Source organism: Pseudomonas lutea, from assembly GCF_000759445.1.
Classification (GTDB): domain Bacteria; phylum Pseudomonadota; class Gammaproteobacteria; order Pseudomonadales; family Pseudomonadaceae; genus Aquipseudomonas; species Aquipseudomonas lutea.
The window spans coordinates 262,007-287,072 of sequence record NZ_JRMB01000002.1; the positions used below are offsets into that span (position 1 = coordinate 262,007).

The 25,066-nt window shown below is 60.6% G+C and carries 22 protein-coding genes; 6 read left to right on the forward strand and 16 right to left on the reverse strand.

The window, feature by feature from the left end:
* Nucleotides 1-320: 320 nt before the first annotated feature.
* The 14 genes from astE to acs form a co-directional block, all read right to left on the reverse strand.
* Nucleotides 321-1,328 carry a succinylglutamate desuccinylase gene (gene astE / locus LT42_RS13335; RefSeq protein WP_037013736.1) on the reverse strand — a complete coding sequence of 336 codons (1,008 nt, stop codon included), beginning with the start codon at nt 1,326-1,328 and terminating at the stop codon, nt 321-323.
* Between the two features lie 19 nt (nt 1,329-1,347).
* Entirely contained in the window at nt 1,348-1,641 is a 294-nt protein-coding gene (locus LT42_RS13340; RefSeq protein ID WP_037017250.1) for a hypothetical protein, read from the reverse strand.
* Between the two features lie 79 nt (nt 1,642-1,720).
* Nucleotides 1,721-3,067 (reverse strand): N-succinylarginine dihydrolase, encoded by a 1,347-nt coding sequence (astB, locus tag LT42_RS13345; RefSeq protein ID WP_037013737.1) that lies wholly within the window; start codon nt 3,065-3,067, stop codon nt 1,721-1,723.
* A gap of 274 nt (nt 3,068-3,341) precedes the next feature.
* Nucleotides 3,342-4,811, reverse strand: a complete 1,470-nt coding sequence (astD, locus tag LT42_RS13350) for a succinylglutamate-semialdehyde dehydrogenase (RefSeq protein ID WP_208855908.1) — start codon at nt 4,809-4,811, stop codon at nt 3,342-3,344.
* Nucleotides 4,808-5,833 carry an arginine N-succinyltransferase gene (gene astA / locus LT42_RS13355; RefSeq protein ID WP_037013739.1) on the reverse strand — a complete coding sequence of 342 codons (1,026 nt, stop codon included), beginning with the start codon at nt 5,831-5,833 and terminating at the stop codon, nt 4,808-4,810. Before astA ends, astD begins: the two co-directional genes overlap by 4 nt.
* A gap of 111 nt (nt 5,834-5,944) precedes the next feature.
* On the reverse strand, nt 5,945-6,976 hold the full coding sequence (gene aruF, locus LT42_RS13360) for an arginine/ornithine succinyltransferase subunit alpha (protein ID WP_037013740.1): 1,032 nt from the start codon (nt 6,974-6,976) through the stop codon (nt 5,945-5,947).
* Between the two features lie 173 nt (nt 6,977-7,149).
* On the reverse strand, nt 7,150-8,370 hold the full coding sequence (locus LT42_RS13365) for an aspartate aminotransferase family protein (protein ID WP_037013741.1): 1,221 nt from the start codon (nt 8,368-8,370) through the stop codon (nt 7,150-7,152).
* Between the two features lie 224 nt (nt 8,371-8,594).
* Nucleotides 8,595-9,578: a transcriptional regulator ArgR gene (argR, locus tag LT42_RS13370; RefSeq protein ID WP_037013742.1), complete on the reverse strand. Its 984-nt coding sequence runs from the start codon at nt 9,576-9,578 to the stop codon at nt 8,595-8,597.
* Between the two features lie 150 nt (nt 9,579-9,728).
* A complete protein-coding gene (locus LT42_RS13375) occupies nt 9,729-10,493 on the reverse strand; it encodes an ABC transporter ATP-binding protein (RefSeq protein ID WP_037013743.1) in 765 nt (254 codons plus the stop codon).
* Between the two features lie 21 nt (nt 10,494-10,514).
* Entirely contained in the window at nt 10,515-11,627 is a 1,113-nt protein-coding gene (locus LT42_RS13380) for a succinylglutamate desuccinylase/aspartoacylase family protein (RefSeq protein WP_037013744.1), read from the reverse strand.
* 1 nt (nt 11,628) lies between these two features.
* On the reverse strand, nt 11,629-12,327 hold the full coding sequence (locus LT42_RS13385) for an ABC transporter permease (RefSeq protein WP_037013745.1): 699 nt from the start codon (nt 12,325-12,327) through the stop codon (nt 11,629-11,631).
* Entirely contained in the window at nt 12,324-13,013 is a 690-nt protein-coding gene (locus LT42_RS13390) for an ABC transporter permease (RefSeq protein ID WP_037013746.1), read from the reverse strand. Before LT42_RS13390 ends, LT42_RS13385 begins: the two co-directional genes overlap by 4 nt.
* A gap of 90 nt (nt 13,014-13,103) precedes the next feature.
* Nucleotides 13,104-13,880: an ABC transporter substrate-binding protein gene (locus LT42_RS13395; RefSeq protein WP_037013747.1), complete on the reverse strand. Its 777-nt coding sequence runs from the start codon at nt 13,878-13,880 to the stop codon at nt 13,104-13,106.
* 1,481 nt (nt 13,881-15,361) lie between these two features.
* Nucleotides 15,362-17,317: an acetate--CoA ligase gene (gene acs, locus LT42_RS13400; RefSeq protein WP_037013748.1), complete on the reverse strand. Its 1,956-nt coding sequence runs from the start codon at nt 17,315-17,317 to the stop codon at nt 15,362-15,364.
* Nucleotides 17,318-17,758: 441 nt separating this feature from the next.
* Here acs and LT42_RS13405 point away from each other — a divergent pair, with 441 nt between their 5' ends.
* Entirely contained in the window at nt 17,759-18,025 is a 267-nt protein-coding gene (locus LT42_RS13405) for a DUF2790 domain-containing protein (protein ID WP_037013749.1), read from the forward strand.
* 309 nt (nt 18,026-18,334) lie between these two features.
* Here LT42_RS13405 and LT42_RS13410 read toward each other — a convergent pair whose 3' ends face one another.
* Nucleotides 18,335-19,891 carry a sigma-54-dependent phenylalanine hydroxylase transcriptional regulator PhhR gene (locus LT42_RS13410; RefSeq protein WP_037013750.1) on the reverse strand — a complete coding sequence of 519 codons (1,557 nt, stop codon included), beginning with the start codon at nt 19,889-19,891 and terminating at the stop codon, nt 18,335-18,337.
* Nucleotides 19,892-20,162: 271 nt separating this feature from the next.
* On the opposite strand from LT42_RS13410, the gene phhA reads away from it, so the two are divergent.
* The 5 genes from phhA to LT42_RS13430 all read left to right on the forward strand — a co-directional run bounded on the left by phhA (nt 20,163) and on the right by LT42_RS13430 (nt 24,423).
* Nucleotides 20,163-20,951 (forward strand): phenylalanine 4-monooxygenase, encoded by a 789-nt coding sequence (gene phhA / locus LT42_RS13415; protein WP_037013751.1) that lies wholly within the window; start codon nt 20,163-20,165, stop codon nt 20,949-20,951.
* A 44-nt stretch (nt 20,952-20,995) separates the two neighbouring features.
* Complete coding sequence (locus LT42_RS13420; protein ID WP_037013752.1) at nt 20,996-21,352, forward strand: 4a-hydroxytetrahydrobiopterin dehydratase; 357 nt, start codon at nt 20,996-20,998, stop codon at nt 21,350-21,352.
* Nucleotides 21,353-22,549, forward strand: coding sequence for an amino acid aminotransferase (locus LT42_RS13425; protein ID WP_037013754.1), 1,197 nt, complete (start codon nt 21,353-21,355; stop codon nt 22,547-22,549).
* A 275-nt stretch (nt 22,550-22,824) separates the two neighbouring features.
* Nucleotides 22,825-22,962: a hypothetical protein gene (locus LT42_RS26020; protein ID WP_162835406.1), complete on the forward strand. Its 138-nt coding sequence runs from the start codon at nt 22,825-22,827 to the stop codon at nt 22,960-22,962.
* Nucleotides 22,963-23,208: 246 nt separating this feature from the next.
* Nucleotides 23,209-24,423, forward strand: a complete 1,215-nt coding sequence (locus LT42_RS13430; RefSeq protein WP_037013756.1) for an MFS transporter — start codon at nt 23,209-23,211, stop codon at nt 24,421-24,423.
* Between the two features lie 183 nt (nt 24,424-24,606).
* Here LT42_RS13430 and arfB read toward each other — a convergent pair whose 3' ends face one another.
* On the reverse strand, nt 24,607-25,020 hold the full coding sequence (gene arfB / locus LT42_RS13435; RefSeq protein ID WP_037013757.1) for an alternative ribosome rescue aminoacyl-tRNA hydrolase ArfB: 414 nt from the start codon (nt 25,018-25,020) through the stop codon (nt 24,607-24,609).
* Nucleotides 25,021-25,066: the final 46 nt, after the last annotated feature.

Below are 25,066 nucleotides of genomic sequence, written 5' to 3' on the forward strand. Positions count from 1 at the left end.
GCGGACAGCCAGCGATATGTCGGCTGGCACGACAGGTTCGCCAGCAAGCCGGCTCCTACAGAGGTCAGCGGTCGTCAGCGATTGTCGGCGGTCGTCAACGGTGCTCGTCGGTCGTCAGCGGTGGCCGGAATGCCTAGTTTCGCCAGCAAGCCGGCTATGGATTGCAAGCCAGCCACGGCAGCCAGATTCGACGAATTTCATGTAGGAGCGCGCTTGCCCGCGAAAGCGTTGGGTCAGGCGATACCGCTGGCGCAGAAATATTGCATTCGCGGGCAAGCGGGCTCCTGCAGACACGATTTTCGCCGGCCAAGAAGGCTGCACTAAACCAGCGTCTCGTCTGTCGCCGGCACGATCAATATCCCGGCCCGCAGGCCGTTTTTGACTTTCGGGTTGGGGAAGATGATCCGGGCGCCCTCTTCTTCTATTACCCAGCGTGAATCGGCGAGATCTTCGGCGAGCACGTAGCCTTTTTCGAGCTCAGTGAAGTTCTCGATGTCCACCGGCAAATGCAGCTGGAAAGCATCGCTGTGCTTGATGATTTCGCGCGCGACGCTGAACAACTGCAATCCGTCCAGCCCAACACCGTCATCGATTTCATTGCCGGCAATCAACCGCTCCAGGCAGGCCTGCAGTTTTTGCAGATTGACCTGCTGGTTGTGCCCGAAGGGGCGCGCCTTGCCCAGCTCCAGCGTGAAGGCTTCGGCATCCAGCTTGTCGTAGGTGTACGCACTGAAGACGATGGATGACTTGTTCTGCAACAACACCGCTTCCATGCCCGCTGCTCGCAGCCGCGCGAGCTCGCGTCGGGAATGCGCGCGGCCCTCTTTCCACGGGTACAGGGCGAACTGCTCGATTTTCGAGCCGCGAATCGCAGTGTGCAGGTCGTAGTGCAAACGGTAACGGCCCGCGATGCTGAAGAAGCTCGCCGCCAGGCGTTCGAGCTCGCAGGCACGCAGCGCTTCGCTGCCCCCGCTGTGCTCGTGACGGCCGTTGAACAGGCGATTGACGTCTTGCTCGACGTAACGCTCTCCACGGCGCATCGCTTCAGGGTTGCCGAAAAGAAACAGAATACGCGCCCGCGGCTTGAGTTCACCCCGGGCAATGGCGTGAATCAGCGCATCGAGCAACTCGATCGGCGCAGTTTCATTGCCATGGATGCCGGCGGACAGCAGCAGGTCAGTGCCGTTGTCGCGCGCCTCGGGGGGCCTGACTTCAAGCGCCCCCTCTGCCAGCCAGCGCAGACGCACGCCGTCGACGGTCAGCTGAGTCTTTTCCGCAGGTTCGCGACCCGCGAGTGTCAGTTCAAGCAATTTGCCGAGGGCGAGCATGGGACGGTCCTGTGCGGGCTTAGTCGTGGTTGCAATCGGGGCCGTGCACATGGCCGTCTTCATCGTCGCCGCTCATGTCAGCCGGTTCCATTTCCAGCTGCAGGCTGACCAGGTTGGTGGCCAGTGGGCGCAGCAGCAGGTTGGCGTACTCGGCGTCGCCTTCTTCCACATCAACGCCAATCAGCAGCTGGCCGCGGCCGTCCTGCTGAATCCAGACTTCCTTGCCCTGCCAGATAACGGCAAAACGAGTGCAGGACGTTTCCAGCTGAGTACCGTCGGTGTCTTCAAGGATCAAACGCAGCGCGTCGGTCATGGCAAAACTCTCTCTTTTCAAAAGCAAAAACATCGTCGCCATGCGCCGCTCTGGCACATGGCTCACGGATGGGGGTGGATCAATCGATCTGGAAAGGATAGACCGCGCCCAGCTTCAGGTGCTGAGTCAGCTCATCCAGCGCGGTACGGCACTCCGTCAGCAGTTGCGGGTCGGCCAGATCACTGTCGCTCATGCGATCACGATAATGCTTGTCGACCCACTGCGTCAGCGTCTCGTACAGCGGTGCGGTCATGATAACGCCCGGATTGACCGCGGCCAGTTCGGTCTCGTTCAGCGCCACCCGCAGACGCAGGCAGGCAGGGCCACCGCCGTTCTGCATGCTTTGCTTGAGATCGAAAACATTGACCTCGCGGATCGGGCTGTCATCGGCCAACAAGCGTTGCAGGTAGTTCCACACGCGTTCATTGCTGCGGCACTCTTCCGGCACGATGAGCAGCATCGAGCCGTCGGCGCGGGACAACAACTGGCTGTTGAACAGGTACGAGCGCACCGCGTCTTCCACGCCGACTTCACTGCGCGGCACGCAAATGGCCTGGAAGCGCCCGCCCCGGCGACCGAGCTTGTCATTCAGCTCGGCCAGCATCGGCTCGGTGTTGAGAAACGCGTCCTCGTGATAGAAGAGCACTTCGCCGTTGCCGACCGAGATCACGTCGTTATGGAACACGCCTTGATCGATCACAGCCGGATTCTGCTGGGCGAAAACCACGCCCTCTGCGCTTAGGCCATGCAGGCGAGCCACCGCCTGGGAAGCTTCGAGGGTCTGTCGCGCCGGGTACTTCTGCGGTGCGGGGAAGCGGCTGTCGAACGCCGCTCGGCCGAATACAAAAAACTCGACGCCGGCCTCGCCGTAACTGCGGCAGAAACGTGTGTGGTTGGCCGCGCCCTCGTCGCCAAACTGGGCAACGGCAGGCAACGCTGCGTGGTGCGCGAAATGCTGCTGATCGGCGAACATTGCGCCCAATACGCGGCTGGTGGTCGGGTGTTCGATGCTGCGGTGGTATTTGCAGTTGAGGTTGGCGGCGGTGAAATGCACGCGGCCATCGGCGGTATCGGCGCTCGGGCTGACCGTGGCGGCGTTGGCCACCCACATGCTGGATGCCGAGCAACTGGCGGCGAGTAGCGGCATGGATTCTTTTGCAGCGCGTTCGATGACTTGCGCGTCGCTGCCGCTGAAGCCAAGTCGACGCAGACCCGCCACGTCGGGCCGCTCCTGCGGCGCAAGCACGCCCTGGGTAAATCCCATCTCCATCAGGGCTTTCATTTTGGCCAGGCCCTGCAGTGCAGCCTCGCGCGGATTGGAGGCTTGCTGGCAGTTGTTCTGGGACGCGACATTGCCGAAGGACAGCCCACCGTAGTTGTGGGTCGGGCCCACTAGACCGTCAAAGTTGACTTCGCAGGATTTCATCGGTGAGGCTCCGTGGATCTGAATTTTTTATAAACATCAAAAGTCGCGTGGCCAGCTGCAATCACCGCCATAACACTTCACCTGTAAACGCCGGTCACCTGTAGGAGCCGGCTTGCTGGCGAAGGGTTTGACCTGACACATTCATGTCGAATGACCCACCGCTTTCGCCAGCAAGCCGGCTCCTACAGTCCGTGTTCGCTACCACGCCAGCAAGCCGGCTTCTACAGCCCGTGTTCGCTGCTACACCCGCTGGGCGGCTGCGCAGGATGCAGACTCACTTCAAGGTGATGCCAGGCGTCAGGCTGGCAGGCAATGCCAGCGTTTGAGTCTCAAGCGATGCCACCGGGTACGCGCAGTAGTCAGCCGCGTAATAAGCGCTGGCGCGATGATTACCCGAAGCGCCTACGCCACCAAAGGGTGCGGTACTCGCCGCGCCGGTCAACTGCTTGTTCCAGTTGACGATGCCGGCCCGGCTCTGCAGCCAGAACTGCTGGTAACGCGCCTGCGAGTCTGACAACAGGCCCGCCGCCAAGCCGTACTGAGTGGCATTGGCCTCTTCGATGGCAGCGTCGAAGTCAGCGTAGCGAATGACCTGCAGAAGTGGGCCGAACAGTTCTTCATCGGCACGATCGGCCACGTCACTGACGTCGATAATGCCCGGCGTGAGCAGCGCCGAATGCGCGTCGGGCTGGGTCATTTCGAGCAAGGCTATCGCGCCGTTGGCCAGCATCAGCTCCTGAGCATCCAGCAGCGCACGCGCGGCGCCGAGGGAAATCACCGAGCCCATGAAAGGCGCAGGCTGTTGATCGAACGCGCCGACCTGAATGGTCGATGTGACCTCCACCAGCCTCGCCAGAAACGCGTCGCCCCAGGCACCCTCGGGCACCAGCAGGCGACGGGCGCACGTGCAGCGCTGCCCGGCGGAGATGAACGAGGACTGGATCACGGTGTACACGGCCGCATCGACATCGGCGACCTGATCGACCACCAGCGGGTTGTTGCCTCCCATCTCCAGCGCGAGGATCTTGTCCGGCCGACCGGCGAACTGTTGGTGCAGGGCATTGCCGGTGCGACTGGAACCCGTGAAAAACAGACCGTCGATGCCCGAATGCCCCGCCAGCGCAACGCCGGTATCGCGTGCGCCCTGCAGCAGGTTGAGCACGCCCGCAGGCAGCCCGGCTTCGATCCAGCACTGCACGGTGAGTTCGGCAACCTTGGGGGTCAGCTCACTGGGCTTGAACACCACGGCGTTGCCCGCCAGCAGGGCTGGCACGATGTGGCCATTCGGCAGATGCCCCGGGAAATTGTACGGCCCGAAGACCGCCACCACGCCGTGCGGCTTATGCCGCAGGACAGCGGTGGCATCACCCAGCGGGCCGCTCTTCTCGCCGGTCCGCTCGCGATAGCTCTGGATGGAAATTGCCACCTTGTTGGCCATGCTCGTCACTTCTGTCGCCGACTCCCACAGCGGCTTGCCGGTTTCCTCACCAATGCATCGGGCGATTTCGTCGGCACGGCTCTTCAGTGCAGCAGCGAACGCTTCAAGCACGGCAATGCGCTCATCCAGCGAACGCGTTGCCCAGGCCGGGAACGCCTGACGGGCAGATTTGACCGCTGCGTCGACCTGCGCGGCAGTCGCAGCGTTACCGGACCAGATCACCTGCTGGGTCACCGGATTCAGGGATTCAAATGCATCGCCCTGCCCGTCCTGCCAGGCGCCGGCGATATATAGGGTGTTCATCAAATACTCTCCCGAGCGGGCGACAGTGGCACCGCTCGCACCTGATCACCGGCGCTGAGGCGCAGGCGCCTGGCGGTTTGCGGATCGACCACCAGGGTGCCGGCGGCAAAACGCGCGGGAGCTGCCGTGACGCGGCAGTCTTCGCGCTTGCGGTTATGGATAAGGAAGGGCGTCGCGTCGTCGCCCGGTGTGCCGACAGCCAGCACCAGTGCCTGGCTGTCGCGCACTGCGCGGATCTTGCTGGTCTCGCACTCAATGGCTGGCCCGGCGTCGAAGATATCGACGTAGCCCTGATAGCTGAAGCCCTCGGCCTTGAGCATGGTCAGGGCCGGTTCGGTGCTGACGTGTACGCGGCCGATGACCTCGCGCGCCGCCTCCGAGAGGAAGCAGCTGTACAGAGGAAACTTGGGCATCAGTTCGGCGATGAAGGCACGGTTGCCGACCCCGGTGAGGTAATCGGCCTGACTGAACTCCATTTTGAAAAAGTGCCGGCCCAGGCTTTCCCAGAATGGCGAATGGCCCTGCTCGTCAGAGATGCCGCGCATTTCAGCGATGATTTTTTTGCCGAACAGGTCAGGGAATTCCGCGATGAACAGCATCCGCGCCTTGGACAGCAAGCGGCCGTTGAGGCCATTACGGTAGTCAGCGTGGAGAAACAGCGAGCACAACTCGGAGTTGCCGGTGAGGTCGTTGGCCAGAAACAGCGTCGGGATCTCGCGGTAGATATTCAGCTCTTGAGAAGCGCTGACCGTCAGGCCGACCCGGTAGTTGTACCAGGGCTCACGTAGCCCCACTGCGCCGGCGACCGCCGAAATACCGACCACTTTTTCGTCGTCATCTTCGAGTACGAACAGGTAATCGGCGTCGCCCCGCCCGGCTTCGCCGCGGAAGGTTTTTTCGGCCCAACCGACCCGGTGCGCCAGACGCTCTTCATTGGCCGGCAGCGTGGTCAGGCCAGCGCCGGTGCTGCGCGCCAGCTCGATCAACGCCGGAAGGTCACTGTTGCGTACGGGACGAACGATCATGCTTTCTCCTCAAGCCGGGATGATGCCACCACCGGCGAACTCGCTAACCTGCTTTACGGCGTGGGCCCGCCATTGCAGCGCCCGTCACCGTCGACTCATCTGGCCCGGTCGTCAGACCGCAACAATGCGCACGCTGGCGCCTTCACCGACTCCCAGCGCTTCAGCAGCTGCAAGGCTCAGGGCGACGGGCTTGCCCGGCACCCAGTCGAGCTCCAGCATCACTGCACGGTAGTCTTGCAACTGCCCGTTCGACACCAGATAAGGCCGGCCACCCTTGACCGCGTCGCCAGTACTCACGGTGTCGACCTTGACCGGCACGACGCGGCTGTTGGCAATCGAGCGAATGCCGGAGACACGGGCGTGCAACGTCGGGCCGCCGTCAAAGATGTCGATGTAGTGATCGGTTTCGAAGCCCTCGCGCATGAGGATGTCGAAGGTGATCTGCGCGCGCGGGTGGACCTGACCCATGGCCTCCTGAGCGGCGTCAGGCAGCAGGGGCACGTAGATCGGATAATGCGGCATCAGTTCGGCGAGGAACGTCCGGCTTTTCAGCCCGCACAGCCGCTCGGCTTCGGCGTAGTTGATGTCGAAGAAGTTGCGGCCGATGGCGTCCCAGAACGGCGAGTCGCCGTTGTCGTCGCTGTAGCCGACGATCTCGGTGACCACCGAGTCAGCGAAGCGCTCCGGGTGGCTGGCGACGAACAACAGACGTGCGCGCGAGTTGAGTTCCGACCACAGTGTGCCCACCAGTTCAGGCAGCACGTAGAAGCTGGTGAGCAGGCTGTTGCCCGTCAGGTCATGGCACTGAGAAAGCACGTGGATCTTGTTGTGGATCTTCAGCTCGCGGGAGGCATGCACGAAGGTTTCGTTGCGAAAGCTGTAAAACGGCTCGGAATAGCCCGCCGACGCAACGATCCCGGAGCAGCCTACAAGACGCCCGGATTCGGTGTCTTCGAGCACGAAGAAGTAAGTCTCCTCGCCGTTGAAGCTCACTTCTGCAGCGAAGGAAGCCTCGGACGCCGCAATCTTGTCACTCAGACGTCCAGCGTCATCCGGCAGGGACGTGACACCAATCGGGCTGTCTGCAGCGAGTCGTTGGACCTCGCTCAGATCGGCCATTTGCGCGGGGCGCATCACCAGCATGGTGTCACTCCTTGGAAAAAAATCGGGCCGGTTAAACGGCGAAAGATAAAAAATGCTGCGTGTCTACGATCTGTAGGAGCCGGCCTGCTGGCGAGGCGTCGGGACAATCGACCATGACGTCGCCGACGCAACGCGTCCGCCAGCGAGCCGGCTCCTACCGATTTAAAGCGATTTCACGCGCCAGTGAGTTGGGCAACCGCGCGTTCAAAGCGATTCAGGCCTTCTTCAATATCGGCGTCTTCAACCACCAGACTTGGCGCGAAGCGCACCACGTCGGGACCGGCTTGCAACACCATCACACCCGCCTGCTCGGCAGCGTTGAAAAAGTCCTTGGCCTTGCCTTTCCAGGCGTCCGTCAGCACGCAGCCGATCAACAGGCCCATGCCACGCACCTTAGTGAATACGCCGTATTGCTGGCCGATCCTTTCCAGACGGGCCTTGAACAGCTCGTGCTTGGCGTTCACGCCTGCCAGCACTTCAGGGGTGTTGACCACATCAATGACCGCCTCGCCCACCGCGCACGCCAGCGGGTTGCCGCCGTAAGTGGTGCCATGAACGCCAACGGCCAGATGCTTGGCCAGTTTTTCAGTGGTCAGCATGGCCGCCATCGGGAAGCCGCCGCCGATGCTCTTGGCGCTGGAGAGGATGTCCGGTGTCACGCCGTAATGCATGTAGGCGAACAGATGGCCGCTGCGGCCCATGCCGCTTTGCACTTCGTCGAACACCAGCAGCGCGTTGTGCTCGTCACACAGCTTGCGCGCACCTTGCAGGTATTCCAGCTCGGCAGGCAATACGCCGCCCTCGCCCTGAATCGGCTCCAGCACCACGGCGCAGGTCTTGTCCGAGACGGCGGCTTTCAGCGCATCGAGGTCATTGAAGGGGACGTGAGTGATACCGGTGATTTTCGGACCGAAGCCATCGGAGTACTTCGGCTGACCGCCGACGCTCACGGTGAACAGCGTGCGGCCATGGAAGCTGTTCAGGGCAGCGACGATTTCGTACTTGTCCGGGCCGTACAGGTCATGGGCCACGCGACGCGCCAGCTTGAAGGCAGCTTCGTTGGCTTCAGCGCCGGAGTTACAGAAGAACACGCGGTCGGCGAACGTGGCATCGACCAGTTTTTTGGCGAAGCGCAGTGCCGGCTCATTGGTGAATACGTTGGAGACATGCCACAGCTTGTTGGCCTGCTCGGTCAGCGCGCCGACCAGCGCCGGGTGTGCGTGGCCCAGCACGTTGACTGCGATGCCGCCGGAGAAATCGATCAATTCACGGCCCGACTGGTCCCAGACACGAGAGCCCTGCCCACGGACAGGAATGAACGCTGCCGGGGCATAGTTGGGAACCATTACCTGGTCGAAATCGGCACGTTGCACCGGTACTTGCTCAACGGACATCGGAGTCTCCTGAAGAGGAACGCCTGCCTGGAACTGGCGAGCGATGGAAGGATTGTAAGGACTGATTCGGGCCGGGCCTTGCCGCCAAGCGACAACTTCTTATAGCGCCAAACCGGGTTTTTCCGGAGTTTTCGGCAATGCGACAAATTGCGTCGCAATGGCGCAGTTCAAACGTTGGCGCGTGGCTGTAGCAGTGCTGCGATGCAACAGGACCGACGCACGTCTCAACCGCGCTCGGCGGGCACCGATGACAATTCGAACGGGCTGCTGCTGCGGCGCTGATTGCGGTCCTCGCGTGGGGTTGCACCGAAGAAGTTGCGGTAGGCGCTGGAGAAGTGCGGCCCCGAAGAGAACCCACATGACAAGCCGATCTGGATGATCGATTTGCTGGTCTGCATCAGCATCTGGCGGGCCTTGTTCAGGCGCAGCTCCAGGTAATACTGGCTTGGCACGCGGTTGAGGTACTGCTTGAAGATGCGCTCCAGCTGGCGTCGGGACACGCACACGTGCTGAGCGATTTCATCAGTGGTCAGCGGCTCTTCGATGTTGGCTTCCATCAACAGCACGGCCTGGGTCAGCTTCGGGTGGCTGGAACCCAGACGGTTCTGCAACGGAATGCGCTGGCGCTCGCCGCCTTCGCGGATGCGCTCGACCACCAGTTCCTCGGACACGGCGCCGGCCAGTTCGGCGCCATGGTCCCGCGCCAGCACCGCCAGCAACAAGTCCAGAACCGACATCCCGCCGCACGCCGTCAAGCGGTCGCGATCCCAATCGAACAAATGACTGGTGGCAATGACTTTGGGAAAGCGTTCGGCGAAGTCGTCCTGCCAGCGCCAATGCACTGCGGCCCGGTAGCCATCCAGCAGGCCCAATTGGGCCAGTGGATAGACGCCCGCCGAGAGCCCGCCGATGACACAGCCGGCGCGGACCAACTGTTTGAGGGAGCCGCCCAGCGCAGACGACATAGGCGCAGGGGGCTCGTCAGCCAGCAGAAAAACCTTCTGAAACCCCTCCAGACGCCCCACCCACGGCTCCCCGGGCAGTTGCCAGCCGGTGTTTTCTACCGGTGGCTCGGCTTGCAGAAATGACAGCTCGTAAACCACTTCGGGATGAACGCGCTGAGCAACACGCAGGGCTTCCTCGGCCAGCGCCAGGGTCAAGGCTTTGGTGCCGGGCCAGATGAGAAATCCGATTCGATGGGCAGTCATGGCGTGCAATCCGAAACGTGTCGCTGATAGGAGTCGCACGCCGGGCGTGCGATGGAAACTCGTTTATCGTTCAGGCGGGGGCGGCAGGCTGAACGACGCGCAGCATGCACCGTTGTGAGGCAAAACGCACCGCGCAAACGCAGCGGCGTCTTACTTCAAACTGCCGGACAGAAATTGCTGCAAGCGCTCGGACTTCGGATTGACCAACACCTCACGCGGGTTGCCGCACTCCTCGACCAGGCCCTTGTGCAGGAAAATAAGCTGGTTCGACACTTCCCGCGCAAAACCCATTTCATGGGTCACCACAACCATGGTCCGGCCTTCCAGCGCCAGCGCCTGCATGACCTTCAACACATCGCCGACCAGCTCGGGGTCCAGCGCGGATGTTGGTTCGTCGAACAGCATGACTTCCGGCTCAACCGCCAGCGCGCGGGCAATTGCCACGCGCTGCTGCTCGCCGCCGGACATATGCCCTGGATAGGCGTCCTTGCGGTGCGAAACACCGACCTTGTTCAGATAATGTTCGGCCTTTTCCAGCGCCTCTTTCTTCGGTACACCCAGTACATGGACAGGCGCTTCGATGATATTTTCCAGCGCAGTCATGTGCGACCACAGGTTGAAATGCTGAAACACCATCGACAGGCGCGAGCGCATGCGCTGCAACTGTTTCGGGTCGGCAGCTTTCAGACCGCCGTTCTTGTTGGAAACAAGCTTGAGCTCTTCGTTGTTGAGCAGGATACGGCCTGACTTGGGTTGTTCCAGCAGATTGATGCAACGCAAAAACGTGCTTTTGCCCGAGCCGCTGGAGCCGATGATGCTGATGACATCGCCGGCCTTGGCGGTCAGCGAAACGCCTTTGAGCACTTCGTGACTGCCGTAGCACTTGTGCAGGTCCTGGACTTCCAGTTTGTTCATGATGTCGGTTCTCACAAGTAATCAGTCGCTGAGCAGGCGACCGCTGCGCAGGGGCGTGCGGCCGGCCACTTTGGCCATCCAGAAACCCGGCTGGGCGTAACGCAGTTTTTCGATGGCAAACAACACCCCGGCCGTGCCGGCACAGACGGTGGTGGCGCGATCGGTCAACGGGTCGATGACTTCAAACAGCGGCTCGCCGGGTTCCACCCAGGCCCCGGCCGGGCGCAGGAAGGTCAGCACGCCGGGATGGGGCGCGTAAATCATTTCGGTGCCTTCGAACGGCATGCCTTCGCAGGCCTCATAGCCAGGCTGCGGCCACTCGCCGTTGATCAGCCCCTGCTCGCCCAGAAACGCCAGAATACCTTCAGCGTAAGCCTCGGCCTCGGCCTTGCCGGTGTTGGCCTGGCCGCCCAGCTCCAGCGTGGTCGCCAGACACGCCAGAGGGATCTGCGCGTCGGGGAACTGCTTGGACAACCGCAACCACGGCAGCGAACAGGCTTCGTCGAACGAGCTGCCGCCGGAATCTTCGGCCAGCAGCGCGACGGTCACCCCCAGATGCGCGGACAGCGAACGCCACTGCGGCCAGTGCTGCGGCAAGGCGTACATGTGCAGCGACGCATCGGTGTCGCAATGCAGGTCCAGCACGACGTCGGCGGTGCAGGCGTGACTCAGCAACACCCGCTGCATGCCGGCCAGCTCACTGCCGGCAGGTGGCAACTGGGCGAGTACATCGGCCATGGCCTGACGAATCAGTCGAGTGTTGGCGTGGGGATCATCGCCCAGCTTGCCCGCCAGTGCTTGAGCCACCGGCGCGCTCAACTCGGTGAAATCGCGATTGAAGTTCTTGCCGCTGCCGTATTCAAAACGTCCCTGGTGATTGCCTTGCAACAGCTGGCCCAGGCCAATCGGGTTGGCGACCGGCACCAGCTCGATGACGCCGTTGAGCAAGCCCTGCTCTTCGAGCTGAACAAGGCGCTTCTTCAGCTCCCAGGCGGTGCGCATGCCGGGCAGTTCATCGGCGTGCAGGCTGGCCTGAATGTAGGCCTTGCGCTCGCCCTGACCGAAGCGGAACACGCTCAACGTACGCTGGGTGCCAAGGTTGCCCCATGGCAGGTCGTGATCGATGCGCTGCATATCAGTGCTTCCTCGGCGCGAGGTAACTGAGCCAGCGGCGCTCGGCCAGCTTGAACAGTTTCACCAGAATGAACGTCAGGCACAGGTAGAACACGCCTGCCGTGATGTAGGCCTCGAACGGCAAGTAGAACTGCGCGTTGACGGTGCGCGCCGCGCCGGTGATGTCGATCAGCGTGACGATGGACGCCAGGCTGGTGGTCTGCAGCATCATGATCACTTCGTTGCTGTACTGCGGCAATGCGCGACGCAAGGCCGATGGCAGCAGGATCCGGCGGTACATCTTGGCTTTGGACATGCCCATGGCGCGCGCCGCTTCGATCTCGCCCGGCGGCGTGGATTTGAGGCTGCCGGCAATGATTTCGGCGGTGTAAGCGCTGGTGTTGATCGCGAAGGCCAGGCAGGCGCAGAACGTCGCGCTCGACAGCCACGGCCACAGCACGCTTTCACGCACCGCCTCGAATTGCGCCAGCCCGTAATAGATGAGGAACAACTGCACGAGCATCGGCGTGCCGCGGATGACGTAGGTGTAGCTCCAGGCCAGCAGGTTCACCCAGGCGATTTTCGACACGCGCATCAGGCCCAGCGGCAACGCTGCAAGCAAGCCGAAAAACAACGACAGGGCGAGAAGTTTGAGGGTAACCAGCAGGCCGCCGAAATACAGCGGCAGGTTTTCCCAGACCACGTTGTAATCGAAGATCATAGGTCCGCCACCCTTACGCCAGCCGAGTAGCGCTTTTCGATGTAGCGCAGTACCAGCAGCGAGACACTGGTGATTACCAGGTACATGGCCGCGACTGCGAGGAAGAAAGTAAAGGGTTCGCGGGTGGCATCTGCCGCCTGCTTGGCCTTGAACATCATGTCCTGCAAACCAACCACGGAAATCAGCGCCGTGGCCTTGGTCAGTACCAGCCAGTTATTGGTGAAGCCGGGAATCGCCAGACGAATCATCTGCGGGACAAGAATACGGAAAAACACCCGCCCGCCGCTCATGCCATAGGCCATGCCGGCTTCGGCCTGCCCTTTAGGAATCGCCATGAATGCGCCGCGAAAGGTCTCAGAAAGGTACGCACCAAAAATGAAACCCAGCGTGCCGATACCGGCCACCAGCGGGTTCAGGTCAATATAGTCGTCATGGCCGAGCAGTGGCGCGATGCGGTTGAGCAGGTCCTGACCGCCGTAGAAAATCAGCAGAATCAGCACCAGATCGGGAATGCCGCGGATCACGGTGGAATACAGGTCGCCCAGCCACGCCAGCCAGCGCACCGGCGACAGCCGCAATGCCACGCCGATCAGGCCGAGCACGATCGCCAGCGCCATGGAGCACAGAGCGAGCTGCAAGGTCAGCCATGCGCCGTCGAGAATGACGGCTCCGTAACCTTTCAACATGTTGTTTGGCCCTCAAGCGCGGGATAGAAAAATGGCGCAATCAGTCGGTACAGGACCTGCTGCTTGCGCCATTGACGGCTTCAAACCACGTTACTTGCCGTAGATGTCGAAGTCGAAGTACTTGTCCTGGATGGCTTTGTATTTGCCATTGGCACGAATGGCCGCGATGGCTGCGTTGAGCTTGTCCAGATCAGCCTTGTCGCCCTTGCGCACGGCAATGCCGACGCCGTCACCGAAGTAGTTGACGTCGGTGAAGGCCGGACCGACGAAGGCAAAACCTTTACCGGAATCGGTGTTGAGGAAGCCGTCCTGCAGCAAGGTCGCATCCGCCAGGGTGCCATCGAGGCGACCGGCGCCGATGTCCAGGTAGATTTCATTCTGGGAGCTGTAGGGCTTGATTTCAGCACCCAGCGGAGCAAGGACTTCCTTGGCGAAACGCTCGTGGATCGAACCTCGCTGCACGCCGATGTTCTTGCCCTTGAGCTCGGTCATGCCATCACTGATGGCAGTGCCTTGCTTCATGACCAGACGGGCCGGGGTGTTGTAGTACTTGTTGGTGAAGTCGACGGACTTCTTGCGGTCTTCGGTGATGGACATCGAGGACAGAATGGCGTCGATCTTGCGCACTTTCAGAGCAGGGATCAGGCCGTCGAATTCTTGCTCGACCCATACGCATTTGACTTTCATCTCTTCGCACAGGGCGTTGCCGATGTCGTAGTCGAAACCGACGATGTTGCCATCCGGCGCCTTCGAAGCAAATGGAGGGTATGCCGCTTCGATACCGATTTTGAGGGGCTTTTCATCGGCGAACGTTGGCTGTGCCAGTACGGACAGTGCCAGCGCACCCAGCAGCATGAGCTTTTTCATTTCTTGGAACTCCATCGGTATAACGCGACAAATGGCAGTGAGCGAAAACGCTCAATGAGCAGGAGGAATCAGAAATTGCGACGCGATGTGCCGTCGGGTATCAGTCCCGACAGGCTTTCGGCGAGTGATCGGCATTTTAGCGGCAGGCGGAAAGTCGATATTTCTTCAATGCGACAACAAGTTACAGAAGCGCATGAAAACTACGACCACACGATTGACATCCAAAAAGCTTTGTGAAACTGCCCGACCGGGCAAACCTATCAACGAAGCAAATAACGCGCCCATTATTGGCAAAGCCTTGTGATCCGGCAAGCGCAGCGTGGGAGCAGGTTTCTGCAGGCCGATAAAATGCGTTGGGGTCGAGTCGAAATGCCCCACTCCGGTGCGCGAGGTTACCGAGTTGGGTGTTTGGTAACAAATCGATATATCCCGGTTCTCCACCGGTGCTTAGGGTTTTAAGAGCGTCCGCCTAACGGCAGACTGTTTCGCCTTCGGCGAGTTACTTGATAAAGCCCCAAGTAACCAAGGGCTTGTGCTCCTGGTTTGGCCCCTCCTGCGTCGGGGTTCCTTCACTCCGGTCCCGCTCCGTGGGCCCGCGCCGAACGGACATCCATGTCCTGACGGCGCTCTCGCCGCATCCATGCGGCTCGGCCCACTGCGCGAGACCTGCGTTCAGCCTGCACCCAAGTCGCGATTGGCGGTGTATGAGCTTTTTGCGTAGGAAAATCAGAAGCAGATCAAGGGCGGATTAAGAGCATCAAGGACATCAAGGACATCAAGGACATCAAGAGCAGACCAAGCGCAGACCAAGCGCAGACCAAGGATGGACCGGCATGGAAGGATCAATGGCTTTCCGGCTGAAGCCGGTACCTGCGCTGGTCAGACTGGATGAACGCAGCCCCCCCTGTAGGAGCCGGCTTGCTGGCGAACGCGGTGGGTCTGGTATGTAGATGGCGGCTGGATAAATGCTTTCGCCAGCAAGCCGGCTCCTACAGAGGCTTGCATTCAGCCAGCGAGACCAACGCAGCAGTGGGACCTGCTTTGCCAGAGGAACCAGCACAGCACTGGGAATGGTTTTAGCCAGAGGGACCAGCACAGCAGCGGAACCTGCTCTAGCCAGGGAGACCAACGCAGCAGTGGGACCGGCTTTAGCCGGGAAGCTGTTGCTGTTGCTGTTGACCTTCTACGCAATAGCCCAGACACCGCCAAACGCGACTTGGGTTGCAGGCTGAATGCAGGTCTCGTGAAATGGGCCGAGCGGCATGGATGCCGCGAGAGCCGCCCCCCGCCATGGATGGCGGATGGCGGCGGGCCCCGGAGCGGGACCGGAGTGAGGGTATTCCGACGAAGGAGGGACCAAACCAGGAGCAAGCACCCTTGGTTACTTGGGGATGGTGCGACTTTCGACCTTTCCAAGTAACTCGCCGAAGGCGAAACGTCTGCCGTTAGGCAGACGCTCTGGATCTTGCGAAGCACGACCGTCAGGCGACGTTCATGGTCTTGTGGGTCTCCACCAGATGCGCAACCACACCCGGGTCGGCCAGCGTGGAAATATCGCCCAGCGCGTCGTACTCCCCGGTCGCAATCTTGCGCAGAATCCGGCGCATGATTTTGCCGGAACGCGTCTTCGGCAAACCCGGCGCCCATTGAATGACATCCGGCGAAGCAATTGGACCGATTTCCTTGCGCACCCAGTTGCGCAGCTCGATACGCAGCGCCTCGTCCGGCACTTCCCCGCCATTGAGCGTGACGTAGACGTAGATGCCCTGCCCTTTCAAGTCGTGCGGCACGCCCACTACCGCCGCTTCGGCAACTTTAGGGTGAGCAACCATGGCACTTTCGATCTCGGCGGTGCCCATGCGGTGACCGGACACGTTAAGCACGTCGTCGACGCGACCGGTGATCCAGTAATAGCCGTCTTCATCGCGACGGGCGCCGTCACCGGTGAAGTACATGCCACGGAACGTCTTGAAGTAAGTGTCGACGAAACGGTCGTGATCGCCGTACAGACTGCGCGACTGACCCGGCCAGGAGTCAAGAATCACCAGATTGCCTTCGGCCGCGCCTTCGATCAGATTGCCGAGGTTATCCACCAGCGCCGGAATCACGCCAAAGAACGGACGCGTAGCCGAGCCCGGCTTGAGGGCAATGGCCCCCGGCAACGGGCTGATAAGGATGCCGCCGGTTTCGGTTTGCCACCAGGTGTCGACGATCGGGCAATTCTTGTTGCCAACGGTGTTGTAGTACCAGTTCCAGGCTTCCGGGTTGATCGGCTCGCCCACCGAACCCAGCAGGCGCAGGCTCGAGCCGTCTGCGCCATCCACAGCCTTGGTGCCTTCGGCCATCATTGCGCGGATGGCGGTTGGCGCGGTGTAGAGAATATTGACCTTGTGCTTGTCGACTATTTTCGACACGCGGGTGATGTCCGGGTAGTTCGGAACGCCCTCGAACAGCAGCGTGGTCGCGCCATTGGCCAGTGGCCCGTAGACGATGTAGCTATGGCCGGTGACCCAGCCGACGTCAGCGGTGCACCAGTAAACTTCACCCGGGCGGTAGTCGAACACCCGCTCATGGGTCAGGGCGGCATACAACAAATAGCCTGCGGTGGTGTGCAACACGCCCTTGGGCTTGCCGGTGGAGCCGGAGGTGTAAAGGATGAACAGCGACTCTTCGGCGCCCATTTCCTTCGGCGCGCAAGTGCTGGAGGCCACGTCCAGCAGCGAGTGGTACCAGATGTCGCGGTGACGGTTCCATTCGATATCGCCACCGGTGCGCTTGCACACGATGACCTTCTGCACGCTGGCAGTTTCCGGGTTGGTCAGCGCCCGGTCGACGTTGGCCTTCATCGCGGTTTTCTTGCCGCCACGCAGGCCTTCGTCAGCGGTGATCACCACTTTCGATTTGCAGTCGATGATGCGACCGGCCAGTGCTTCAGGCGAGAAGCCGCCGAACACCACCGAATGAATCGCACCGATCCGCGCGCAGGCCAGCATGGCGACCACGGCTTCGGGGATCATTGGCATGTAGATGGTCACCACGTCGCCGCGATGGACATCCTGGCCGCGCAATGCGTTGGCGAACTTGCAGACTTCTTCATGCAGTTCGCGGTAGGTAATATTGCGGCTCTCGGAAGGGTCGTCGCCTTCCCAGATGATGGCGATCGAATCACCGCGCTCGGCCAGATGGCGGTCGAGACAGTTGTAGGAAACGTTCAAAGTGCCGTCGGCGAACCATTTGATATCGACGCGGTGGTCGTCGAAGGAGGTCTGTTTGACGGTAGTAAAAGGCTTGATCCAGTCAAGGCGTTGGGCTTGCTCGCGCCAGAAGCCATCGGGATTGACCACCGACTGCTGGTACATCGCCTTGTAGGTCGCCTCGTCAGTCAGCGTCGTGGCTGCCACTTCAGGGCGGACGGGGTACAGGGAAGCCGCACTCATCTTTCTTACCTCGGTGGAAATGTTGTTGTTTTATGGCCCTGTTGTATCTGCCGATGGCCTGAATGGCCATTCGACGATGGTCTTACCGACCCCGAGCATAGCCCCGAACGCACCCCAAGTGCCCGCTTTCAGACAAAGCTTCATGCCGGGCAGGTCCTGAAGCGTAGCGCAGCCTGTGCTGATGAGCCGGAATGATGATTATTGCCGATTTGCTCAACAGTCTTTATCAGAATGGTTTCTATATGAATCCCCGACAGGGGCATAGAATTCGTTCCGCCAACACGGCAAACGATTGATTGGCAACAGTTCCCCCCACTGGGCTGTCAATCAAACCACCCGATTATTATTCGCTTCACTCAGAGCCTTACAAAGGATCTGTGCGCCCTGCCGACCGCACTTTCTGCGCCGCTGGGCAACGAAGCAACTTAGAGGAATAAAGTAATGAAAGCTGCACTGGTTGTAATGGCTCTTTGTGGTTTCAGCGCCATGGCAATGGCAGAAGAATCTGGCGCAAAAGTAGCCGCTCAACAACAGCGCGTCGAGGAATACAAATACGGCACCAAACTTGATATTGCCAAAGTCATATCGGTGGACGAAGTACCCAACGTCTGCAGGGTGGTGCCGCAGCATATGACTTACGACGACTCGCACGGCAAACGCCATGTGCTTGAGTATCAGGTCATGGGCAATGGTTGCAGCAACGGCTGATCAGCAGGTGGTCACGCAGGGCTGAGCGCCGCCTACTTATAGGCGCGCTTGCCCGCGAAAAGGGTGTGCCCGTTTAAACATGCAATGCCAGAACAATCGATTCGCGGGCAAGCGCGCTCCTACAGGTGTTTATCGATAAATCACTGGCAATGGCCTATTCGGTACTGCGTCGATGATTAGCCAAGTAGACAGCGCGCCATCTAGGTGTAGGAGCGCGCTTGCCCGCGAAAAGGGTTTGCCCGTTTAAATATGCAATGCCAGACAATCGATTTGCGGGCAAGCGCGCTCCTGCAGGTGTTTATCAATGAGTCACTGTCGCTGGCCAATTCCGTACTGCTTTAACTTGTTGGCGACCGTTGTATGGGAAACACCCAATCGCTTCCCCAATAGGCGACTGCTTGGGTGCGCTGCATATAACTGTTCGAGCACCGCCTTCTCGACCCGTCCCACCATATCGTCCAATCCGCCTTCAAGTGAGAAATCTCCCAGGGGCTGCCTAACGCCGTAATCGGGCAGACGAATATGCTCAGGCTTTACCCACTTACCGTCACACAATGAAACAGCCTGGAACAATACGTTTTCCAGTTGCCGCACATTGCCAGGCCAGTGGTATTGGCTAAGGCGCGCCATCGCATCCGGCGTCAGTCTGGGTAACGCGCACCCGATCTGCCGACTGGCCTGATCAACGAAGTGTTCCACCAGCGGCGCGAGGCCATCCAGGCATTCCCTCAAAGGCGGAATGTGCAGCGAGAGGACGTTCAACCGGTGGTAAAGGTCCTGACGAAACTCGCCTCGGGCGCAGAGTTCCGACAGGTCCACTTGGGTCGCGCAGATGATCCGCACGTCCAGGTACACCTCTTCATCGCTGCCTACACGCCGAAAGCAACCCTCCTGCAAATAGCGCAGCAATTTTGCCTGCAATCGCGCGCTCATTTCCGCTACGCCGTCGAGAAACAAGGTCCCGCCCGACGTCAGTTCGAGCAAACCCAGCTTGCCTTCCGCGCGTGCCCCTTCGAATGCGCCGGGGCCGTAGCCAAACAGCTCTGTCTCGGCCATGGACTCGGAAAAACCGGCGCAATTGAGCGCCATCATGGGCGACTGACCGCGCGGGCTCGCCAAGTGGCAGGCCCGCGCAAGCAACTCCTTCCCCGTACCAGTTTCGCCTTCGATCAACAATGGCGCGTCCAGTGGCGCCATGCGTCGCGCTTCCCTGACCACCGCCGCCATCACCCTGGAGCTCTGAAAGATGCTGTCAAAGCCCCGCAGTTCCTGCTTGCGCACGTTATAGATGTGCTCGCCAACGCGATCTGCACGGTGCAGCGTCAGCACCGCGCCAGCCATGGCTTCGCTGTCCTCATGCTCTGATTGCAAAGGGGCGATGTCCGCGAGAAAGATGTCGCCTTTCACCTTCACGCGCAGACCGTTAATGCGCGAGCGATTGGCGCGCACCAACTGCGGCAGATCAAAATCTTCGGCGTAACGTGAAAGCGGAATGCCTGGAACCTCATCGACCCGCACGCCGAGCAACTGAGCGGCGGCGCGGTTCGCGGCCACGATCGAGCCGCCCATGTCGATGGACAACACAGGGAATTCCAACGCTCCCAGCAAGGCATTCAGCTCCATGTGCCGACGCTCGCTGGGCATCAATCCCACACGCTTGACGCCGAACACGCCGGCAACGGTCTCGAATTTTGGCACTAGCGCCTGAAACTGCAGATTGATCAGATTCGGGCAGCGCAGATAAATGGCATCGCCATGCTCGCCTCCTACTTCACCGCCGGAGACGTTCACGCCGTAGGCCACCAGCAGTTCAAGAATGTCCCGCAGGATGCCAACTCGGTTCTGGCAATGGACTTTGATACGCATAAGTTCTCTTCGACGTGGCAGCGATTACGGATGCAGAAGAGTTTACCGTCAAGAATACGTGACAGCACAAGCCGTATGGGCCGCGATAATCCCCGCCGTTCCTCCACAAACGCTCTAGCTGTCACGATTTCTTTACGTTTTGGCAAACCATCTACAGCCCTTTCATATAAGCCCTGCGACATCCAACCCGGAGAATCGGCTATCTATAGAGCGCTGCGCCAACGCGCGACCGCTTTGCTGCATATAAGAACAAGCCATTCAGGAGAGCCGCATGAGTACGCATTACGTCGCCCGCGAGCCGGACGCCACCGGGTTTATTGACTACCCCGAGGCCGAGCACCAGGTCTGGAACACGCTGATCACGCGGCAACTGAAGGTTGTCGAAGGGCGCGCCTGCCAGGAGTACCTGGATGGAATCGATCAGCTCGCGTTGCCTCACGACCGCATCCCGCAACTGGGCGAGATCAATCGCGTTCTCGGTGCCACTACGGGCTGGCAAGTGGAGCGCGTACCCGCGTTGATCCCCTTTCAGACATTCTTCGAACTGCTGGCGAGCAAGCGATTTCCCGTCGCGACCTTCATTCGTAGCCAGGAAGAGCTCGACTATCTGCAAGAGCCCGACATCTTTCATGAGGTTTTCGGACACTGCCCGTTGCTGACCAACCCCTGGTTTGCAGAATTTACCCACACTTACGGCAAGCTCGGTCTGGCAGCCAGCAAAGAGCAGCGGGTGTATCTTGCCCGCCTCTACTGGATGACCATCGAGTTTGGACTGGTCGACACACCGCAGGGGCGCAAAATCTATGGTGGTGGCATCCTTTCCTCGCCCAAGGAAACGGTGTACAGCGTGTCATCAACCCCCGAGCATCAGCCGTTCGACCCCATTGAAGCCATGCGTACGCCTTACCGAATCGACATTTTGCAGCCGCTTTATTTTGTGCTGCCTGACCTCAAGCGTCTCTTCGACCTCGCGCAGGAAGACATCATGGGCATGACCCGTACGGCCTGCGAAAAAGGCCTGCACGCACCGAAGTTTCCCGCCAAGACAAAAGCCGCCTGAACCCCGGGCCGCCTGAACCCGATCCCCGATAAAGGAACCTCTCCATGACCGCTCTCAACCAATCCCAGTGCGAAGCCTGCCGCGCCGATGCCCCTCAAGTCAGCGAGGCCGAGCTGCCCGACCTGCTAAGACAGATCCCAGACTGGAACATCGAGGTGCGTGACGGCGTCATGCAGCTGGAAAAAGTCTTTCTGTTCAAGAATTTCAAATTTGCGCTGGCGTTTACCAACGCGGTCGGCGAAATTGCCGAGGCCGAAGGTCACCACCCAGGTCTGCTGACCGAATGGGGCAAGGTGACCGTGACCTGGTGGAGCCACTCGATCAAGGGGCTGCACCGCAATGACTTCATCATGGCCTCCCGCACAGACGAGGTGGCCAAAGGCGCCGAGGGCCGTAAGTAAATGCATTTCTCACAGATTCAGCGCGTACCGGACGATCCCATCCTGGGCCTGATCCAGGCTTATGCCAAAGACCCGAACCCGAACAAGTTCGATCTGGGCGTTGGGGTCTATAAAGACGCGCAGGGCCTGACGACCATTCCGCGCGCAGTGAAACTCGCCGAGCAGCGCCTGGTGGACTCGCAGCCCACCAAAAGTTACATCGGCGGGCATGGCGAACCGCGTTTCGGCACGCTGATCTGTGAGCTGGTCATGGGAGGCGATTCGCCCCTGATAGCGAGCAAACGTGTCGGCGCCACGCAAACACCCGGCGGTACCGGCGCGCTGCGACTGAGCGCAGATTTCATTGCCAATTGCCTCCCCGGCAAAGGCGTCTGGCTGAGCGATCCGACCTGGCCGATCCACGAAACCATCTATGCCGCTGCCGGCCTGAAGGTCAGTCACTATCCTTACGTGGGCAGCGACAACACGCTCAACGTGCCAGCCATGCTGGAGACGCTGAACACCATCCCCGAAGGCGACGTCGTGCTGCTGCATGCGTGTTGCCACAACCCTACGGGTTTTGACCTCTCCCAGGATGACTGGCATGCGGTGCTTGAGATCGTCAAACAACGCAACCTGCTGCCGTTGATTGACTTCGCGTACCAGGGCTTTGGCGATGGTCTGGAGGAAGACGCATGGGCGGTGAGGCTGTTTGCCGCGGCGCTGCCCGAGCTGCTGATCACCAGCTCGTGCTCGAAGAATTTCGGCCTTTATCGTGAGCGCACGGGCGCGTTGCTGGTCTGCGCAGACACCCCGGAAAAGCTGCTTGATGTACGCAGCCAACTGTCAGCCACGGCCCGTAATCTGTGGTCCAACCCGCCGGATCATGGCGCTGCGGTGGTCGCCGAAATCCTGGGTGATCCCGAGTTGAAAGCGCTGTGGGCCGAAGAGGTCGAAGCCATGCGCAGCCGTATAGCACAGCTGCGCGTGGGCCTTGTCGACGCGCTGACCCCGCTGGGCCTGGGCGAACGCTTCGCTCACATTGCCGTGCAACGCGGAATGTTTTCCTACACTGGCATGAACGACCACCAAGTGGATCGCCTGCGCAACGAGCATAGCGTGTACATGGTGGCGGCCGGGCGAGCCAACATTGCAGGCATCGACGCAAAGCGGCTGGACGAACTGGCGGCGGCGTTTGCTGCGGTGTGTCAGGACTGAGACGGCAGCGTGCCGCGCACACTGGCCTGCGATTAGCCAGGCCTGTGTGCGCAACGGCATGCGGGGCCAGGCATTCAGGACCAGGCGTTCGCGGGCCCGCGGGCTCTTCACTGCTCCGTCCGCATCCAGAAGGCGTGTTGTAGCTGCGCGTGTTCACTACATGACCGGCGGCCCGCATTTAAAAGTCTGATTGTCATTTGTACTGCTGTATCCTCCCTGAGCGTTTTAGGACGCGCTGTTCAATTCAGCGGCAACAACTTGTGAGGAGCGACGATATGCATGAAATCCCCAACTTCCCCTTCCCAAGCCAGACCCAGCAAAGCGCAGCAGCTCGCCAGGAACTCGGTCAGCCGATCGAAATGAAGGCAGGCAGCAAAAGCAGTGACCGCAACAAAGCCCAAAGCCCGCGCTAAAGGCTGATTTTTCAGCCCCTATGGAAGAGCGTCTTCAAGGCGTATTTCCATAAGGGCTGAATCATTCGCGCCAGTTTGTACCCCTGCTCACATCCGAGTCGTCCCGACTCCAGATCGTCCCGATTCTCTTCCCCACCGACAGTCACACCTCGCTATTGATGTGCCCTCGCGGGAACTCAAGCGTCTACGCTTCAATCAGATTTAACCCTCGCCTTTCCTTTCAGTCGTAACCGTGGATCTATGCCCATGCCAGACGCTTCGAGCGCTGTCCCTCAACGTCCTATGGCCGTCACGCTGCAGGTTGTTTCCATCGTCCTGTTCACCTTCATCGGGTACCTGAATATCGGCATCCCGCTTGCCGTATTGCCAGGCTATGTCCACACCGATCTCGGTTTCGGCGCGGTGGCCGCCGGACTGGTCATCAGCGTCCAATACCTTGCGACGCTCCTCAGCCGTCCGTATGCCGGTCGCATCATCGACACCCGCGGCCCGAAAAAAGCGGTGATCGTCGGCCTGTTCGGCTGCGGCTTGAGTGGGGTGTTCATGCTCCTCGCCGACTGGCTCGACGCATGGCCAATGGTCAGCCTGATCAGCCTGTTCATCGGTCGTCTAGTGCTTGGCAGTGCAGAAAGCCTGGTCGGATCGGGGTCCATCGGTTGGGGCATTGGCAGAGTGGGCGCTGCCAATACCGCAAAAGTGATTTCCTGGAATGGCATCGCCAGCTACGGCGCGCTGGCCATTGGTGCTCCGCTGGGCGTGCTGCTGGTCAACGCGCTGGGGCTGTGGAGCATGGGGGTCAGCATCATGCTGCTGGCCGCGCTGGGCATTTCCCTGGCCTGGAAGAAAACCCCTGCACCGCTAGTCCACGGCGAGCGGCTGCCGTTCCTGCACGTACTCGGCCGTGTGCTACCCCATGGCACTGGGCTGGCGCTGGGCTCCATCGGTTTTGGCACCATCGCAACGTTCATTACGCTGTATTACGCCAGCCATTCCTGGCCCAACGCGGTGCTGTGCCTGAGCCTGTTCGGTGCGTGCTTTATCGGCGCGCGGTTGCTGTTTGGCAACCTGATCAATCGCCTCGGCGGCTTCCGCGTCGCGATCGTCTGCCTGTCGGTAGAGACGCTGGGCCTGCTGTTGCTGTGGCTGGCGCCCAACCCGAACCTGGCCCTGGCGGGTGCCGCACTGACCGGCTTCGGGTTCTCCTTGGTGTTCCCGGCCCTGGGCGTCGAAGCGGTCAACTTGGTGCCGCCGGCGAGTCGCGGTGCGGCGGTGGGCGCGTACTCGCTGTTTATCGACTTGTCGCTGGGCATCACGGGGCCCGTGGCGGGCGCTGTCGCCGCAGGATTCGGCTTTGCGTCAATCTTCCTGTTTGCGGCCCTCGCCGCGGTGAGCGGACTTGGACTGAGCGTGTATCTGCACAAACAGGCCAAGGCGATGCGCGAAAAACCTGCCGCAGTTTGACGCCCCCATTGCTGCAGGAGCCTGGTTGCCAACGACCGCGTGACGCCAGGCCAGCAGGGACGCACTGGCACATTACGGTTCGCCAGCAAGCCGGCTCCTATGACTGCAAAACTGCCCAGGTCGCCGTTTTTTCCAGACAGGCAGCAAGGTAATAAAGGCGACGGCCTGATACAGCCCCACCGGTCAAAAATCGACCTTGCCTCGCCCTGCCTTGATCGACCCGCGTTTGGTTTTCGACTCCAGCCGGCGCGTCTTCGAGCCCAGGGTGGGCTTGGTCGGTCGGCGCTTCTTCTCGACCTTGCCGGCGCTGATAATGATCTCGCTCAACCGTTCCAGCGCATCGGCTCGGTTCTGTTCCTGGGTCCGGTATTGTTGCGCCTTGATGACGACCACGCCCTCGCTGGTGATACGACTGTCGCGCAGCGCCAGCAGACGTTCCTTGTAGAACGGCGGCAGCGACGAGGCATTGATGTCGAACCGCAGGTGCACGGCGCTGGAGACTTTGTTGACGTTCTGACCACCCGCACCCTGAGCACGGATGGCGGTCAGCTCGACGTCGCTGTCCGGCAAGTGGATGTTGTTGGAAATGATCAGCATGAAAACCCTGGGTCCTGAAAAACCGCTGCCAGGCGGGCAGCGGCTT